The organism is Polaribacter sp., from assembly GCF_024639685.1.
In the GTDB taxonomy this organism is placed as follows: domain Bacteria; phylum Bacteroidota; class Bacteroidia; order Flavobacteriales; family Flavobacteriaceae; genus Polaribacter.
In genome coordinates, this window is sequence record NZ_JAHEHX010000001.1 from 49,767 (window position 1) to 67,900 (window position 18,134).

Annotated in this window: 17 protein-coding genes and 1 riboswitch; of the genes, 8 read left to right on the top strand and 9 right to left on the bottom strand. The window is 30.7% G+C overall.

Annotated features, from left to right (window positions below; all coding sequences use genetic code 11):
* Window positions 1-17 precede the first annotated feature (17 nt).
* The 8 genes from gndA to ahcY all read right to left on the bottom strand — a co-directional run bounded on the left by gndA (window position 18) and on the right by ahcY (window position 9,898).
* Entirely contained in the window at window positions 18-1,418 is a 1,401-nt protein-coding gene (gene gndA / locus Q0L44_RS00215) for an NADP-dependent phosphogluconate dehydrogenase (RefSeq protein ID WP_296633686.1), read from the bottom strand.
* The gene (locus Q0L44_RS00220; RefSeq protein ID WP_366084890.1) at window positions 1,411-1,902 is read right to left on the bottom strand and encodes a gluconokinase; all 492 of its coding nucleotides are present in this window, start codon (window positions 1,900-1,902) and stop codon (window positions 1,411-1,413) included. Before Q0L44_RS00220 ends, gndA begins: the two co-directional genes overlap by 8 nt.
* A gap of 5 nt (window positions 1,903-1,907) precedes the next feature.
* Window positions 1,908-2,930 (bottom strand): polysaccharide lyase family 7 protein, encoded by a 1,023-nt coding sequence (locus Q0L44_RS00225; RefSeq protein WP_296633689.1) that lies wholly within the window; start codon window positions 2,928-2,930, stop codon window positions 1,908-1,910.
* Between the two features lie 18 nt (window positions 2,931-2,948).
* Window positions 2,949-5,249 (bottom strand): chondroitinase-B domain-containing protein, encoded by a 2,301-nt coding sequence (locus tag Q0L44_RS00230; RefSeq protein WP_296633691.1) that lies wholly within the window; start codon window positions 5,247-5,249, stop codon window positions 2,949-2,951.
* 100 nt (window positions 5,250-5,349) lie between these two features.
* On the bottom strand, window positions 5,350-6,630 hold the full coding sequence (locus Q0L44_RS00235) for a Y-family DNA polymerase (protein ID WP_296633694.1): 1,281 nt from the start codon (window positions 6,628-6,630) through the stop codon (window positions 5,350-5,352).
* Entirely contained in the window at window positions 6,627-6,992 is a 366-nt protein-coding gene (locus Q0L44_RS00240) for a S24 family peptidase (protein WP_296633696.1), read from the bottom strand. Before Q0L44_RS00240 ends, Q0L44_RS00235 begins: the two co-directional genes overlap by 4 nt.
* Window positions 6,993-7,092: 100 nt before the next feature.
* Window positions 7,093-8,523 (bottom strand): DASS family sodium-coupled anion symporter, encoded by a 1,431-nt coding sequence (locus Q0L44_RS00245; RefSeq protein ID WP_296633698.1) that lies wholly within the window; start codon window positions 8,521-8,523, stop codon window positions 7,093-7,095.
* A 67-nt stretch (window positions 8,524-8,590) separates the two neighbouring features.
* Complete coding sequence (ahcY, locus tag Q0L44_RS00250; protein ID WP_296633700.1) at window positions 8,591-9,898, bottom strand: adenosylhomocysteinase; 1,308 nt, start codon at window positions 9,896-9,898, stop codon at window positions 8,591-8,593.
* A gap of 63 nt (window positions 9,899-9,961) precedes the next feature.
* Between ahcY and Q0L44_RS00255 the strand changes: the two genes are divergently transcribed.
* The 7 genes from Q0L44_RS00255 (at window position 9,962) to Q0L44_RS00285 (ending at window position 16,276) form a co-directional block, all read left to right on the top strand.
* On the top strand, window positions 9,962-10,588 hold the full coding sequence (locus Q0L44_RS00255) for a 4'-phosphopantetheinyl transferase superfamily protein (RefSeq protein ID WP_296633703.1): 627 nt from the start codon (window positions 9,962-9,964) through the stop codon (window positions 10,586-10,588).
* A 27-nt stretch (window positions 10,589-10,615) separates the two neighbouring features.
* On the top strand, window positions 10,616-11,248 hold the full coding sequence (gene pnuC / locus Q0L44_RS00260; protein ID WP_296633705.1) for a nicotinamide riboside transporter PnuC: 633 nt from the start codon (window positions 10,616-10,618) through the stop codon (window positions 11,246-11,248).
* Complete coding sequence (locus Q0L44_RS00265) at window positions 11,209-11,823, top strand: ATP-binding protein (RefSeq protein ID WP_296633708.1); 615 nt, start codon at window positions 11,209-11,211, stop codon at window positions 11,821-11,823. Before pnuC ends, Q0L44_RS00265 begins: the two co-directional genes overlap by 40 nt.
* A gap of 53 nt (window positions 11,824-11,876) precedes the next feature.
* Complete coding sequence (gene arfB / locus Q0L44_RS00270) at window positions 11,877-12,281, top strand: alternative ribosome rescue aminoacyl-tRNA hydrolase ArfB (protein ID WP_296633710.1); 405 nt, start codon at window positions 11,877-11,879, stop codon at window positions 12,279-12,281.
* A gap of 58 nt (window positions 12,282-12,339) precedes the next feature.
* Window positions 12,340-12,430, top strand: a riboswitch (TPP riboswitch).
* 132 nt (window positions 12,431-12,562) lie between these two features.
* A complete protein-coding gene (locus Q0L44_RS00275) occupies window positions 12,563-14,914 on the top strand; it encodes a TonB-dependent receptor (protein WP_296633713.1) in 2,352 nt (783 codons plus the stop codon).
* 285 nt (window positions 14,915-15,199) lie between these two features.
* Window positions 15,200-15,391: a hypothetical protein gene (locus Q0L44_RS00280; protein WP_296633715.1), complete on the top strand. Its 192-nt coding sequence runs from the start codon at window positions 15,200-15,202 to the stop codon at window positions 15,389-15,391.
* A gap of 21 nt (window positions 15,392-15,412) precedes the next feature.
* On the top strand, window positions 15,413-16,276 hold the full coding sequence (locus Q0L44_RS00285; protein WP_296633718.1) for an RNA polymerase sigma factor RpoD/SigA: 864 nt from the start codon (window positions 15,413-15,415) through the stop codon (window positions 16,274-16,276).
* A gap of 265 nt (window positions 16,277-16,541) precedes the next feature.
* On the opposite strand, the gene Q0L44_RS00290 is transcribed toward Q0L44_RS00285, so the two are convergent.
* Window positions 16,542-16,700: a hypothetical protein gene (locus tag Q0L44_RS00290; RefSeq protein ID WP_296633721.1), complete on the bottom strand. Its 159-nt coding sequence runs from the start codon at window positions 16,698-16,700 to the stop codon at window positions 16,542-16,544.
* On the opposite strand from Q0L44_RS00290, the gene Q0L44_RS00295 reads away from it, so the two are divergent.
* Complete coding sequence (locus Q0L44_RS00295) at window positions 16,654-18,132, top strand: cellulase family glycosylhydrolase (protein WP_296634180.1); 1,479 nt, start codon at window positions 16,654-16,656, stop codon at window positions 18,130-18,132. The genes Q0L44_RS00290 and Q0L44_RS00295 overlap by 47 nt on opposite strands.
* Window positions 18,133-18,134 lie beyond the last annotated feature (2 nt).

Here is an 18,134-nt window from a genome sequence, read left to right on the forward strand (position 1 = left end):
TTTTTAGTTAAAAGTTATTAAATCCAATTTGTGTGATAAAACTTACCTGAAGCATCATCTGTTCTTTGATATGTATGTGCGCCAAAATAATCTCTTTGTGCTTGTATAATATTTGCTGATGAATTTTGTGAAGTAATTCCGTTAAAAAATTGCAGTGCTTCACTTAAGGCAGGAGTTGTAACATCACTCAAAACACAATCTGCAACTACTCTTTTTATTGATGGTTTACAATCAATAATCATTTCTGTAATTTTTGAATGTGATAAAACAGCATTCGTTTCTTTAAAAATGCCTACTAATTCTTCCATTAAAGAAGATCTAATGATGCAACCATTTGTCCATATTCTTGCTATTTCACTTAAATTAAGACTCCAATTTAATTTCTCAGAAGCTTCATGTATCAATTTAAAACCTTGATAGTGATTGATGATTCTTGCAAACTGATATGCCTTTAGCAAATCTTCATCTGCCAAATTTAAACGCGAAACCGATTTTTTGGTAAATTGTTGATGCAATTGCACTCTTTCTTCCTTATAGAATGAAATATATCTTGAAAATAATGCTGAAGCTATTAGCGTATTTGGCACTCCTAATTCTGCTGATGCAATCGCAGCCCAATTACCTGTACCTTTATTACCAGCTTTGTCTAATATTTGATTCACCAACCAAACACCACCTTCTTTTTTCCTAAAAATATCAGCAGTAATTTCTAATAAATAACTATTTGCATCGCCTTTAAAACTATCTAAAGTAGTAGCAATTTCATCTGGATTTTTACCTTTATGTTTTAGAATGGTAGCTACTTCTGCCAATAATTGCATTTCTACATATTCAATTCCATTATGCACCATTTTTATAAATTGGCCACTTCCTTCTGGACCAATGTATGTGCAACAAGGTAAATTGTTTTTGTCTTTAGCAGCAATGGTTTCTAAAAATTGATAAACATCATCATATGCTTCTTTTGTTCCACTAGACATAATTGATGGCCCTTTTAAAGCACCTTCTTCACCACCCGAAACTCCTGTTCCAATAAACTGAATTCCTTTTGTTTGTAAATAATCAAATCGTTCTTTAGTTTTCTTGTAGTTTGAGTTTCCTCCATCAATAATAATATCATTTTCTGATAAATAGGGCAACATACTATCTATTACAACATCTATTGTTTTGCCAGCATTTACCATTAACATTATCTTTTTTGGTGATGCTAAAGAAGCTACAAATTCCTCCACATTATCAAAAGCCTTTGCATTCTTTAGCTCTTGGTATTCTGCTTTAAAATTTTTAGCAACATCTACCTCAAGTTCATCTACATGTCTGTTAAACAAAGAAATTTTAAATCCTTTTTGGGCTAAGTTTCTACTTAGACTTTTACCCATAACTCCTAAACCAAAAAGTCCGAAATCAGATTTACTCATGAGGTTGATTTTTAATAATTTCTATAATTTTATTTGGTGATAAATCCACTGAAATTTCTATTGCGTTTTTTGGTTTCTCTAAAATATCGAACTGCGATTGTAATAAAGCTATTGGCATAAAATGACCTGCTCTTCTTTGTACTCTTTTCTGAATTAAATCAAAAGAACCTTGAAGATGAATCCAAAGTGTTTTATCACTCAAACTATTATTTAAAATATCTCGATATTTTTGCTTTAAAGCAGAACAGACAATTACACAACTATTATTTTTTAGTTCGGCTATTGCTAGCTTATTCAAGCTTTCTAACCAACCTTGTCTATCAACACCTGTTAAAGGTTTTCCTTCAGACATTTTCTGAATATTTTGCTGTGGATGAAAATCATCACCATCAAAAAAAGGAATGTCTAAATCTTGAGCTAGTAATTTACCAATGGTGCTTTTACCTGAACCAGAAACACCCATTATATAGTATACTTTGTTCACCTTTTCTACTCTAAAGGATTGGTGCTTATACCAACAGTTGCTTCTTTAAACCAAACCTCTGCATAACTACCATTTTCATATTGCTTATTGATATTTCCACCATAAACTTCTGAATTGGTACTTTTAGCATTAGCTTGATTGTAAGCCCCTTGTTTAAAGTAATTTATTTCTCCTGCATACGCTATTTCACGTTCTACACCACCTCCTTTTTCTCTATTCGCATAAACTCTTTTTACTTGATCTGGAACTAGTGCTCTTGTTGTAAATTCAGACTTTACTAAACTCTTTACAAACTTTACAGTTTCATGATTTTCACTTGTAAAAGTTAAATACATAATGCCTTCGTAAACATTAACTTCATAGCAAAACTCTTCTCCAAGTTCAATTCCATTTTCAGGTTCTTCAGGATAATCTGTAGGTGTTTTACCAACAACAGAAAAATCATGACCCCAAACCGCAGTTGAGTAATCAAATCTACCAATGTTATCTCCTTCTGTATTTATTTCATAGTTCCAAAAAACAGAACCTTTGGTATGCCCTGGAAATTTCTTGTAATAGATTTTTAACGGCTCATTTTCATGACCTTCATCACTATGAATTTGACCTATAACTACTGAAAAAGAAGAGGCTGAATTTGCATCTCCTGTAGTAGAAACGTGCATCACTTTTAAAGTACCTGTTAGCTTACCTCCTTCTTCTGAAATCCAATGACGTTTTTCGCCTAATTCTGTTCTTGTATTGCTAGATGTTCTAGAAGTTATGCCCGAATTTGGTGTTTTATAAACCACCCAATCTGCAACAGCATCTGATTCTACATAAAAGAAATTATCTTTTTGAAATTTAACTAAACTATCTGAACGAGTTCCATCTCCTAGAAGAATTTTCCATTTGTCCATAAACGGAATTACATCATTTGGATATTTAATTGCAGTTTCTTTTCCTGAAACTTGATTTTCTGATTTTGCCTGATTTTTTTTACAAGCAGTAACCATTAAAATTATAAGTGAAACTATAAGTAATCTTTTCATCCTTTTTAGAATTTACTATTAATACATTAAGGTTTGTTTCAAGTTCTTTTCTGTTTTAATACTACCAGAATTCGAAATTGTATTGTTTGAATGCGAGTTGTTTTTTGCACCCCATAACAAAGCAATTAGTTTTACCTTATTATTTTTAAATACATTGTCTTTTATAGAAACATTAATAATACCTCTTGTGTTTAATAAAATTCTGTTTTTTTCCGATGCTCCACAATTTGTAAAAGTTGAGTTTTGTACTAGTAAATTACCCCCAATTGTAGATTCATCATAACCACCTCTATAATAATCGATTACATTTTGTCTTACGTTATTAAAACTACAACCATCTATGGTTAAATATTCTGTATTGTAATCTCCTCTATCATTGGTTTCTTCAGATAATTCTAAACCATTCTCACAATTTAAAATTGTTATATTTGTAAATGTAATTTCTTCTGAAAATGCTTGTTTGTAAACCTTTAAGGCATAGTTGAAATTACTGATTTCAGAATCTACAACCTCTAATCCAAAATGGTTAGACATGTTTTGTTTTAAAGTGGCAAAAGCGTGTTGTGAGTTTACACCTTTTAGCTTAATGTTTTTTACCAATAATTTTCCATAAGGTTGTAATAAAAAAGCAGCTGAGTTTGCAGCTCCATTATAATTTAATGTAACTTCTTCTGAAGATTGAATAGTTATCGTTTTATCGACAACAAGAGAATTTGTTAATTGATAATTTCCTGCTTTTACGTCGATAATATCTCCACTTTCTGCAGCATTTAACTTCTCCACAAGTTCAGAAGCATTAGCTACAGTGTGTATAGTTGCTTTTTTGGCTTCAATTTCGTTAGAAAACCAATCTGCTCCATATTTTGTTTTATCTAATAAATTTAGGTTGATGTTTTCAGCATTTAGAATCGCCCCAATTTGATTGTTATTCTTTCTAGATTTCCCTAATAAATCTTCTGTAATTACATCAAAATCGAAACCATTGTAAGGTTCAACATCACTAAACCCATTTACTGGAGCAGCTAAATTGCTACCAATATCTGTTACTGATAAATCTTTAACCAATAAGCCTTTATCATTTTCAATGGCTACTCCATTATTGTCTATTACATTACTTTTAAATGTAACACCATCTGCTTTGTCATGCTCAATAATAGGGTTTACATCTCCTTCTGAATTGTAAATTACATTATTTACAACCTCTGTTCTTAAAGGTCTTGCAGATCTAATTTCAGATTTTGGTAACACAGCTGCTTGTGTAATATTAGTACCAACTCCAAATTGAAAAGGCGAATCTGAATCTACAAATGTGTTGTAAGCAACAACTACGTCTGTTACTTGGTTGTATCTGTTTAATGGAGATTTTGGAATTCCGTTCATTATTGCAATCGGACTTCTAAAGTTCTTTCCTTTAATTTTGTAGAAAAGGTTGTTGGTTACCCAATGACCTGTGTTTATAATTCGAATTCCTCCATAATTTTCATTTTCTCCATCACCAATAAAATAATTACCATCTACAGAAACATAATTTCCATGTCTTGTAACTACAGAACCTTCACTCTTATAAAAAACATTATTTTTAATAATGTTAAAGTTGGTTTTGCTTGATATAATTTCAACCTCTCCATTACATTCTTCAAATAAATTATTTGCAATGGTTGTATTACTGGGTGACATTGATGTAAAACTACTTCCTAACTGAATGGTTTCTCCTCTTGCTCCACCTTTTCTAGGTCTTGGTCCAAAATGATTATTTACAATTTTATGATAATTTCTTATACTTTGATTTCCTTTTAAATCTACTCTTACTGTTGGTCCTCCATTGGTTTTACCTGCTAAATAACAATTGCTTAATTCATTGTGTTTACCATAAAATTGAACCCAAAGATTGTCTTTATCTCTTTCTAAATTATTAAAATCTAGAATTACACAATTTGTTATTGAACTATGATTAGCAACATCTTTTGGACTCGTTCTAAAAGCGATTACATTCTTTTTTGGTGAATGTCCATTTCTAAAAAACAAACCACTTACTTTTAAATAATTTCCACTTAACTCTAGGCTAGACTTTCCTTCTATAAAAACCTCTCCTGCAGTTTCTGCACTTAAAGTTATAGGGGTATCTTCTGTACCTTCTCCAACAAACTTTATGTTTACATCTTTATATGTTCCATTTTTAATAACAATTTTATCACCTTTTACAGCTTTACTAAGTGCATCTGTTAATTCTGAAGTAGAACTAACTATGATACTTGATTTTTTCTCATCACAAGAAGTAATCACTAAAAATAAAATGAAGATTTTTAAGAACTGTTTCATAAATAAAATAAATTGGTTGACCAGTTTGGTTTACCAAATATAATATTTATTTTATACTATGCAAGTAATGAGTAAGATAAATAAACACAACTATTACTGTTTAGTTTGGTTTGGATTTTCCTATTGTTAATAATTCACTCCACTGCGTAGTAAATCTAGGGCTACTATGATCTTTAATTAATGCCCATTCTTTTTCGCGGTTTCCTACCGAAGCTAGCTTTACTTTATTTTTGCCAAACTTACTATTCAGATTATCCATGGCCTTTGTTAATGCTTTACTTTCAATTTTCTGCTCTTGATAGAATAAATTCGTTTGAATTTGATTTTCAGGCACTAACCCAAATAAGTGTACACCTACTTTTTTATATCGAAACCCTGGTTTAAAAATTTTTTTTAATCCTTTTATAGCTTCTTGGGTTAGCTTAATAGTACTATTTGTAGGTGTTTGTAAAGTAATAATTGTTTTTTTGTAATACTGATTATCTGTATTACTAAAACTATTGGTTTGCAAAAATACTTCTATATAAGCAGCTGCAGATTTTTGCTGACGTAATAGATCTGCTACTTCAGCAACATAATAACTGGTTGCTTCTTCTATTAAACTATAGTCTGTTAATTTATACCCAAAAGACTTAGCAGTACCTATTCCTTTTTTAGTAGCAATTTCTACCTCTAAATCATGACATGGGAAATTATTAAGCTCTCTCCATAAGCGTTCTCCAACTACGGTTAACTCTTTACGAACCCAAGCTAAATTAGTTTCTGCAAAGTCTAAAGCGGTTATAGCTCCTGTATTTTCTATACGAACTGTATGTTTTTTTCCAATACCCCAAATGTCTTTAACCCTATTTATTTTTAAAAGATACCTCCGCTTTTCAGTTGTATCTACTACATAAACACCATTATTTTTTGTAACTTTCTTTGCAAATTTATTGGCCATTTTAGAGAGCGACTTTGTTTTGGCTACCCCAACACCGACAGGTATTCCAGTATTTTTATATACAGTCTCTTTTATTTTGTGAGCAACCTCTTCTAACTCAGAAAGTTCAAAATGAGAAAGGTCTACAAAACTTTCATCTATGCTATACTCTTCTACGATAGGAGAAAACTGTCTTAATGTGTCCATAACACGCTGAGACATGTCTGCATATAAAGTATAATTAGAAGAAAAACAAGTTACACTATTAGCTTTTAAAACATCTTTAATTTTAAAAACAGGGTGAAACATTGGTATATGCGTTAATGCTTTAGCTTCTTTATTAGCAGCAATAATACAGCCATCATTATTGCTTAAAACAACAACAGGTTTACCTTGCAAATCAGGTCTAAACACTTGTTCACAAGAGGCGTAAAAACTATTGCAATCTACCAAAGCAATCATAATGTAGATTTAATAATATAAGTGATTACTCCCCAAAGTTGAAATTCTTCTTGAACATCAGCTACAATTCTTGTAATCTGAAAAGCACCCTCTTGAGTGACTACTGCCAACTGATTATCTTTTGGCATTAAAGATTTGTCAATGATCAGAACATCATCCTTAAAAATATCAAACTCCCTAAAACTATCATCAATTACGCGTACATAAAAAGTAGCAGAAGGATTATTGATCAATTCTGAATTTAAGTCAATTCTAGGTTCTGTATAATGCGTGGCAGGACTAGAGAAACCCGTCTGTTTTGGACGTGCAACTCTATAACTTTTTTTTGATTTTTCTACTAAATTAGCCTTACCTGATTTCACCCTTTAAAATTACTGTAAAAAGAAATACAGAATTGTTAATTTTAGAAAATTAATTAACAAAATGCGATTATTTAAGGCTACAATTTTTTCAGAAAAATAATTAAAAAAACAAAGGAATCACAAACTGATAATACAAAATTAACAAACAGATCGCAATTACATTTAAGACAACTCCTGCCCTAGCCATTTGACTTACTTTTACATAACCACTTGCAAAAACTATAGCATTTGGTGGTGTAGCCATGGGTAACATAAACGCACAACTACTTGCCATAGTTACAGGGATAAGTAAATTTAAAATTGGAATGTCTAAACCTATTGCAATACCAGCAACAACAGGAGCTAAAACAGCTGTTAACGCCACATTACTCATTAACTCTGTCATAAATAACATAAATATAATAAGGAAAGAAACCGTTAATAAAATATGATAATCTCCTGCTTGTATAAAATCAGTTATGATAGCAACTAAACCGCTATAAGCCATTCCTTTAGCTAAAGCTAAACCACCTCCAAAAAGCAGTAAAATTCCCCATGCTAATTTTTGAGTGTCATTCCAATCTAAAACGAAATCTCCTTTTTTAAAGTGTAACGGAATTGAAAATAAAGCTACTGCTCCAATTAAACTAATTATAGTATCTGATAATTTTAAGCCTGGAAAAAGAGTGTTAATTAATGTTCTAAATACCCATAGAAAAACAGTAATAGCAAAAATAGTAAGTACTCTTTTTTCTTTTTTAGTTATTGTTCCTAACTTATTAATCTCTTCTATAATTAAGTTTTCTGATGCTGAAAATTTAATCTCTTTACAAGGAAACATCCACTTTACCAAAACAACATAAACAGCAGTTATCATTAGCAGAGAAAAAGGTAAACCAAAACTCATCCATGTTAAAAAAGAGATTTGGATATTGAATTCATTTTCCAAAAGACCTATTAAAACAGAATTTGGAGGTGTGCCAATTACTGTAGCTATACCACCTGCATTTGCTGCAAACGCAATACCAAGCATAATACTCAATGCAAAATTCTTATCACCTTTTGTAAAACCATCTTTATCATTGATTAAAAGTTTAATTACAGAAATTGCAATAGGAAGCATAACTACTGTAGAAGCGGTATTACTAATCCACATACTCATAAAAGCGGTAGCTAACATAAAGCCCAATACTACTTTTTCTGGAGTAGTTCCTGTTAATCGAACAATGTTAAGTGCAATTCTTTTATGAAGACGAACCTTTTCTAAAGCTAAAGCCAACACAAAACCTCCAAAAAACAAGAAAATTATTGGACTTCCATAATTGGCACCAACTTCAGCAATAGGCATTACTTTTAATAATGGAAATAGTATTAGTGGTAACAGTGCTGTTACAGCAATATGAACTGTTTCTGTAATCCACCAAATAACCATCCAAATAGCAACAGCTATTACTGAATCTCCAGTTTCTGAAACCAAAGTAATTGGTAAAAATTGTATGATAAAAAATAGTATTGGACCTAATAGTAATCCTATTTTTTTGGATAATTGCATCTTTAAGCTTTGTGCTAAAATAAAAAACCTCTCATGATTGAGAGGTTTTTTTTATAATTAAAAAATTTTAATATCTGTAATGTTCTGGCTTATAAGGCCCTTCTACAGTAACACCAATGTATTCTGCTTGGTCTTTATGCAATTCTGTAAGTTCTACACCTATTTTTTCTAAGTGTAATTTTGCTACTTTTTCATCTAAATGTTTTGGTAACATATATACTTTATTTTCATAAGCACCTGCATTGTTCCAAAGTTCTATTTGCGCCAAAGTTTGGTTTGTAAATGAGTTAGACATTACAAAACTTGGATGCCCAGTTGCACAACCTAAGTTTACCAAACGTCCTTCTGCAAGAAGAATAATATCTTTACCATTAATGTTGTATTTATCAACCTGTGGCTTAATTTCTACTTTTTCGCTATTGTTGTTTAAATAAGGTACATCAATCTCATTATCGAAATGACCAATATTTGCAACAATAACTTTATCTTTCATTGCCTCAAAATGCTCTCCTCTAACAATTCCTTTGTTACCAGTCGTTGTAATTACAATGTCTGCATTACCAACAACAGTTTCTAATTTTTTAACTTCAAAACCATCCATTGCAGCTTGTAAAGCACAAATAGGATCAATCTCTGTAACAGTTACAATAGAACCTGCTCCTTTAAATGAAGCAGCTGTACCTTTACCTACATCTCCATAACCACAAACTACAACTCTTTTACCCGCCAACATAATATCTGTTGCTCTACGAATTGCATCTACTGCAGACTCTTTACAACCATATTTGTTATCAAATTTAGATTTTGTAACAGAATCGTTAATATTAATAGCTGGCATTGGCAATGTCCCATTCTTTACACGCTCATACAACCTATGCACTCCTGTAGTTGTTTCTTCTGATAAACCATTAATACCTGCAGCTAATTCTGGATACCTGTCTAAAACCATATTGGTTAAATCTCCTCCATCATCTAAAATCATATTTAGTGGCTTTTTGTCTTCACCAAAAAATAACGTTTGCTCTATACACCAATCAAATTCTTCTTCGTTCATTCCCTTCCAAGCATAAACAGGGGTGCCTGTTGCAGCAATTGCAGCAGCAGCTTGATCTTGTGTTGAGAAAATGTTACAAGAACTCCAAGTAACTTCTGCACCCAAAGCTTGCAAAGTTTCTATTAAAACAGCAGTTTGAATTGTCATATGCAAACAACCTGCAATTCTAGCCCCTTTTAACGGCTGTGAATCTCCATATTCTTCTCTTAAACTTATTAAACCTGGCATTTCTGCTTCTGCCAATTCAATTTCTTTTCTTCCCCAATCAGCTAAAGAAATATCTTTAACTTTAAAAGGTACGTATGCTGTATTTGTGCTCATATTATGTATATTTATTGTCTAATTTAATCGACCGCAAAGATACAACATCATTTTCTAAAACCTATGCCTCTTTACAAAACTATAACAGTTTCAAAAAACACTAAAGTCTTCATTTGGAAGATAGAAGAAAGTTTAGAAACGCTAAAAGCAGACATTACGTTAACCAATAAAAACCAAGCTAGATTAAATTCCATGAAATCTGAGTTACATCAAAAAGGGTTTTTATCTATTAGACATTTATTAAAAGAGGTAGAATTAATAGATTCAGATCTAATTTACGACGAATTTGGAAAACCCCATTTAGAAAATAACAACTACATTTCTATTACACACTCTTTTAATTTTACTGCAATTATTCACTCTAATAAAAAAGAAGTGGGTATTGATATTGAAAAACAGCGAGATAAAATTTTAAAAATTGCTCATAAATTCACACCTTTTGAAGAGTATAAAACCATTGCAAACCATGATGCCTTAATTCGAAAATTAACCATTGTTTGGGGAGCAAAAGAAAGCTTATATAAAATTTATGGTAAAAAGAAATTACTTTTCTTACGACATATTTATATAGCTGACTTTAAATTTGACACCCTTACAACTACAGGAGAAATTCGTTTTAATGAAGAAATAGCTTCTTATGAGGTTGCTTTTTTAGAATTTGAAGGTTTTACATGCGTTTACGCCTCTTAACATGCCTAATTAATTTAATAATTTAAAATGTCAGATATTTTCGATTTCCTTTTTGGCCAGTACAAAGGCTATTCAACCCTAGATACAACTCTAGAGATTATTGCTGTCATCTTTGGTTTTTTGTCTGTTTGGTTCTCTAAACAAAACAAAAATTGGGTGTTTCCTACAGGAATGATTAGTACTTCCATTTTTGTGTATCTGCTTTTAAAATGGGAACTTTTAGGTGACATGATGATTAATGCCTATTACTTTATAATGAGTATTTACGGCTGGTATATTTGGACTAACAAAATTGATGAAACACATGTTACTCCAATCTCTAAAACAACTAAAAAGGAAAAAATAACTTCTATTTTCATTTTTTTGGGTACATTAATATTTGTGTATTTAGTCTATATAAAATTCGATAAATGGACATCTTGGGTAGCTTATGTTGATACTTTTACAACAGGCATCTTTTTTGTAGGGATGTGGTTGATGGCAAAACGAAAAATAGAAAATTGGATTTTTTGGATTATTGGAGACATTATTTCTATACCTTTATACTTCTATAAAGGGTTTACCTTTACCAGCATTCAATATTTAGGATTTACATTTATTGCCATATTTGGCTATCTCGCATGGAAAAAAAACTTTTACAACAACCAATTAACGTCGTAAAGATTGTCTTATTTGGCCCAGAATCTACAGGGAAAACAACACTTTCTAAGCAATTAGCACACCATTACAATACCGTTTGGGCTCCTGAGTTTGCACGTGAATATTTACAAAAAAAATGGAATAATGAACGAAAAACCTGTGTGGCTTCCGATTTAATTCCAATTGCAATCGGTCAAATGAAGCTTGAAAATAAACTGGCAAAAAAAGCTGATAAGGTTTTGATTTGTGACACAGACTTGTTAGAGACTAAAGTATATTCTCAAGAATTTTATGGGGGTTTTGTCGACAAAAAATTAGATGAAGCTGCAGAAAAAAACCAATATAATTTATATCTGTTAACGTATATAGATACTCCTTGGGAAGAGGATGATTTAAGGGATAGACCAGAAGAACGTTTAGAAATGTTCAATGCTTTTGAACAAGCATTAAAAGATCATAATAGACCATATATTTTACTTAAAGGAGATAAAGAAACTCGTTTAAAAAAAGCAACCCAAGCAATTGACACAATTATTTCAAGTAAAAAAAACCTATATTCATTTTCAGATTCATTACATAATTTAGATATAATTTAGATATAATTTTTAAAAATTAATATTCTTTTTTTCATGGAAAGCTAAAACAAGATATGCAAATAGCAAAAGCCATTAATGAATTACAATTTAAAGCTATTAGAAGTTCTGGTGCTGGAGGCCAACATGTAAATAAAACTTCGTCTAAAGTTGAATTAACGTTCGATTTGGAGAATTCTGACGCCCTATCTGAAAAAGAAAAAGAGCTATTAAAAACCAAACTCCAATCAAAATTAACCAAAACTAATGTTTTGATTTTATTTTGTGAAGAAACCCGTTCTCAACATAAAAATAAAGAATTAGCTATTCAGCGATTTTTAAGTTTGATAAAAACCAATTTAATCATCCCTAAAAAAAGAAAAACTACAAAACCAAGCAGAGCTTCTCTTAAAAGAAAAGCAGAAAACAAACAACGGAATTCAGTAAAAAAAGATTTAAGGAAAAGACCAAAATTAGAATAGAGGCTAAAAAAACCCATTTTTTTGTTTTCTATTACTATTTTCCAATTTAAATTTGCATTGTTCTCAAAAGGGGTGCTGTAAAAAGCTGAGATCATACCCAATGAACCTAGAACAGGTAATGCTGTTTAGGGATTTCGAGCGTTAAAAAAACATCTTGTAGATGTTTTTAGTAAATAGCGAAAAAGTTATACTTTTTCTTTAGTTCGACGCTTAATAACTAATTATTCAATATTAATTACAAGAATAATTACCTCTTTTTATTCGTTTTAAAATTTTTTAAAATGAAAAAAACTATCATTTTTTTATTCTTGTTTACAAGTACACTTGTAAACGCACAGTCCTACCAACTTATAGGAAAAGTTGTAAACCAAAACAATGAACCTTTAGCAAATGCAACTGTTTATGCAAAAGATCTAAAAAGAGGTACCACTTCAAAAGCAGATGGTACTTATCTTTTAAATTTGCCAAAAGGAGAACATTTCATCCAAGTAACCTATTTGGGTTATCAGAGTTTTTTACAAAGAATTGTAATTCTTAATCAAAATATAACGGAAAATTTCACCTTACAAAATGAAAACACCGTTCTTGATGAAGTTCTAGTAAATGCAGTAAGGGTTAATGCAGACATTCCTGTTACATTCTCTAACTTGTCTAAGAAAGAAATCGCAAAACGTAATTTGGGGCAAGACATTCCTATCTTACTAAACTATTTACCATCTGTAATTTCATCATCAGATGCAGGTGCAGGTATAGGTTATACTTATATGAATGTTCGTGGTTCTAATGGAGAAAGAATTAATGTAACTGTAAATGGTATTCCTTATAATGATGCAGAAAGTCATGGGACTTTTTGGGTGAATTTAGGAGATTTTGCATCCTCTACAGAAAACTTGCAGTTGCAAAGAGGTGTTGGTACATCTACTAATGGTTCAGGAGCTTTTGGGGCAAGTTTAAACATTTTAACAGATGCTGTTTCTGAAAAACCTTTTGGGGAAATTTCGAATTCTTTTGGCTCATTTGGAACGCGTAAACACACTGTAAAATTTAGTACTGGTAAAATAAACGATCACATAGAAATTGCAGGTCGTTTATCTGATATATATTCAGATGGATATGTAGATAGAGCATTTACAGACTTAAAATCGTACTATTTACAAGGAAGTTATTCTGATGAAAATACACTTATAAAAGCAATTGCTTTTGGGGGTGAAGAAAGAACCTATCAATCTTGGTTTGGATTAGATGCTACTCAATTAGAACAAGACAGAAGACAAAACCCATATACTTATGAAAATGAAGTAGATGATTATGGACAAAACCATTACCAATTTCATTGGAATGAGCAACTAAATAAACAATGGAGCACTACTTTAGGATTAAACTACACTAAAGGTTCTGGATTTTTTGAGCAATATAAACCAGGCGAATCTGCTGCAGATTTTTATAATTTAATTGCAGATGGAAGTGATATTATTGTAAGACGTTGGCTAGACAACGATTTTTATGTAGCTAATTTTAATACCAATTACAAAACAGAAAAAATTAATTTAATTACAGGAATCTCCTACTCTAATTATACAGGAGATCATTTTGGAGAAGTTATTTGGGGTTCTGATTTAGCTCCAAATACAGAAATTAGAGATCGTTATTATTTTTCTGATGCTACAAAAAATGATTTTTCATTGTTTGCAAAAGCTAACTTCTATATCTCAGAAAAATTGTCTGGTTATGCAGATTTACAAGAACGATTTGTGTCTTATAGAACACAAGGTTTAACTTCAGATAGAGATCCTATAAACGTAGCTGCCAATTTTGATTTTTTCAATCCTAAATTTGGTTTAACCTATAATTTAAATGCTAATAATAATTTATATGCTTCTTTTGCAGTTGCAAATAGAGAGCCAAACAGAAATGATTTTGAAAATGGAGTTTCTACTCCAGAAACTTTAAATGATTTAGAATTAGGCTGGCGTTTAAACAATGGTAAAGTAAAACTAAATACCAACATTTATTACATGGATTATAAGAATCAGTTAGTTTTAACTGGTGCACTAGATGATGTAGGCGCTCCAGTAAGAGAAACCTCTGGAAGTAGTTATAGGTTAGGTTTAGAAATAGATGCAAATATCCGTTTTTCTGATAAATTCTCATGGAAACCAAATGCAGCATTTAGTACCAATAAAAACAGAGACTTTTTTATAACTAGAGATGGTAATACTACCCCTGAATTATTAGGAAATACAGATATCTCTTTTTCACCAAATGTAATTGTAGGTAATATGTTTATCTACAATCCAACAGAAAAATTACAGGTAAGCTTGTTGTCTAAATATGTAGGTAAGCAATTTTTAAGTAATTTAAGTAGCGTAATATCAACTAACGATGTTTTGGAAAGCTACTTTACAAGTGATATAAATGTTACCTATACGATTTCACCAAACAAGATTTTTGAATCAATTACTTTAACAGCTTTAATAAATAATATTTTTGATACAGAATATGTAGATAGAGGTTATTATTATACATATGATGATGATTTTTCTGAGCCAGGAACTGTAACTACTGTAGATGGTGCAGGCTATTACCCACAAGCAACTAGAAATTTTTTAATTGGTGCTACCCTAAGATTTTAAAACAAGTTTCTACTAATATCGAAAAAACAATTTTTTGTGTGTTTTTTGTTATTTTATAGTTAAAAAAAGGACAAAAATAGCTGTTTTTTAGCAAAAATGGCTTATTTTTTGTAATTTCGAATTATATGAAAAGAAAAAAAATCGGTAAAAAATACACTTTAACACCTTATAAACTTGGTGCTCTTCTTGACGTAATTGTCTTCTAGCGTTTCTGCTAATCCACAAACTTCGTATCCTACCAATCTACTTACGAACACAAAATCTAGTGTTCAAAAAATAATTATTATGAAAATCATTAAAATTAAAAGAATAACTAAACAAGAAAAATACTACTCATCAGCCATGGGTATCTTAAATTCTAAAGTAACCTATATTAAAAAATATGTATTGGGCTTTCCAACAAAAACTATTCATAAATATAGAGAAACTTATTACGGAGAGGTGAAAGATTGCGAGGATTGTAATTTATTTATTTAAAAATAAAACCCAAACGGCTATATGAGACAACTAAAAATAACAAAACAAGTTACCAACAGAGATACAAAATCTTTAGAAAAGTATTTTCAGGAGATTGGTAAAATTGATTTAATTACAGCAGATGAAGAGGTAGAACTTGCTTTAAAAATAAAAGCAGGAGACCAAAAAGCATTAGACAAATTAGTTAAAGCAAATCTTCGATTTGTAGTTTCTGTAGCAAAGCAATATCAAAATCAAGGATTAAAACTATCTGATTTGATTAATGAAGGGAATTTAGGATTGGTAAAAGCTGCAAAAAGATTTGACGAAACAAGAGGGTTTAAATTTATATCATATGCGGTTTGGTGGATTAGGCAATCGATCATGCAATCGTTAGCAGAACAATCTAGAATTGTGAGGTTACCATTAAATAAAATTGGTAGCATTAGTAAAATAAATAAAGTCTACTCTAAGTTAGAACAACAAAATGAAAGAGTTCCAACTTACGTAGAAATAGCAAATGAATTAGATACAACAGTAAGAAATGTTGCCCAATCTATGAAGAATTCAGGTAGACACCTTTCTATGGATGCACCTGTTAGAGAAGGTGAAGATAGTAATCTCTATAATTTTCTTCAGGCAAATGAGTCTCCAAAACCAGATAATAATTTAATGAAACAATCATTAGATATTGAAATTGATAGGGCATTAGAAACACTAACTTATAAAGAAGCAAAAGTGCTAAAAATGTTTTTTGGATTGGGAAATCACTCTCCAGCAAGCTTGTCTGAAATTGGTGAAAAGTTCGATTTAACTCGAGAACGTGTTAGGCAAGTAAAACAAAGAGCTATAAAACGGTTACAAAACAAAACTAGAACCGAGGTTTTGCGTTACTATCTAGGTTAAAACAAAAAGTTTTTAACAAATAAATCTAGTTAATATTAAACTTTTTTATGTATTAAGTCTCGATTTTTAGTGATATACAGGAGGTTTTAGAATTTAAAGAAATTAAAATTTACTAGATGTAATTTAAGAGTAAAATTGTATTAATCTGTGAAATGTTATAATTTTAGAACCATGTAAAGTTGTAAAAGCATACCACTACACATTCTTTATGATACAGAAAAATCATCAAATTAAATCTATACTTTTTACTAATTCTCCTTTTCTCTTATTGCTCAAAGGATGAAAACAACGAAACTATAGATCCACCAATTACAACAACATCCTCTAAATTATTAAAAGCAAATGGAGGTAATATTGTTGATGAAAATGGAAATACTATTTTTCTAAAAGGAGTAGCATTTGGAAACGATTTTTGGTTTAGCAATATAAGTACTACACACCATAATGAAATTGATTTTCAAAGAGTAAAAAATATGGGAATGAATACCATACGTTTTTATTTAAACTATCATTTTTTCGAAGATGACGGTAATCCATACAATTATAAACAAACCGCTTGGGATTGGTTAGATCAGAATATTGCTTGGGCAAAGAAAAACAACATCTATTTAGTTCTAAATATGCATACTCCACAAGGAGGTTATCAGTCTCAAGGAAATGGATCTGCTCTTTGGGAAGTAGAAGAAAATCAGAATAGATTAATAGCATTATGGAAAGCCATTGCAGAACGTTATAAAGATGAACCAACTATTGCTGGGTTTGGCCCTTTAAATGAACCTGTACCCACAGTTTCTAAAGCTCAATGGAGCGTGTTAGCCCAAAAATTAATTGACGGAATTAGAGAAGTAGATGAACATCATTTACTATTTATTGAAGAAGCGATATACATTCAAAATAGTAACGAAGGCTACGAAAACTTAAATTTTCCTGAAGTAGAAGGTGATAATCTTGTGTATGAATTTCATTCTTATGAAACTTATTTATATACACATCAATTATTTGATTGGGCAAACTTGGGTGATGGAGGTAAATATCCAGATGAAAATTATGTAGAGGAAACTCCTGGATCCTGGTATACTGCCACTTTTGATAATCCTAATATAAATGCTGGAACTAGTAATTGGAATTATTTTGAAGGTGTAAAATATGCAATTACAGATTCTAAAATAAGTTATGCAATTCCTGCTTTAATTGGCGAGAATGTAGATGGTACCGTCTATTATGATAATATTGTTATTAAAGAATATGATGAGAATGATAATTACATTAGAGATACTAATGATTTCGATTTTAAAACACAACAAGGTTGGAGTTATTGGAGCGCAGACGATAGTGGAGCAGGAGGTTTCTCTACTTCTATAGGTTACAATGATCAATCTAGTATCTATATAAAAAATGCAACTGCAGATTGTAATATGAGTGGATATAATTACAAATTTATTCCTAAACAAGGTTTCAAATACCAGATAAGTGGTTATATGAAAGGAAGTAATATTGCCAATAATGCTGCTTGTAAACTTCGCCTTGATTTTTATACATCAGAGGGTGCTGTTTTAACTCGAAACAAAGAATATCTAGAATATACACTCAACAATTATATAAACTGGGCTAAAACTAAAAATGTGCCTTTATTTTTGGGTGAATTTGGTTTAGGGAAACATTGCTTTGAAAATAATAAAGGAGGCTTGCAATTTGTAGATGATATGTTAGATATCATTTTAGAAAACGATTTACATTTTATCTATCATGCTTATCATGAAGATGCTTTTGGCATATACTATGGACATAATGAATTACCAAACGTTTCCAACGCCAATACTAATTTAATTAATTTACTCTCAAATAAGTTAAGATAATA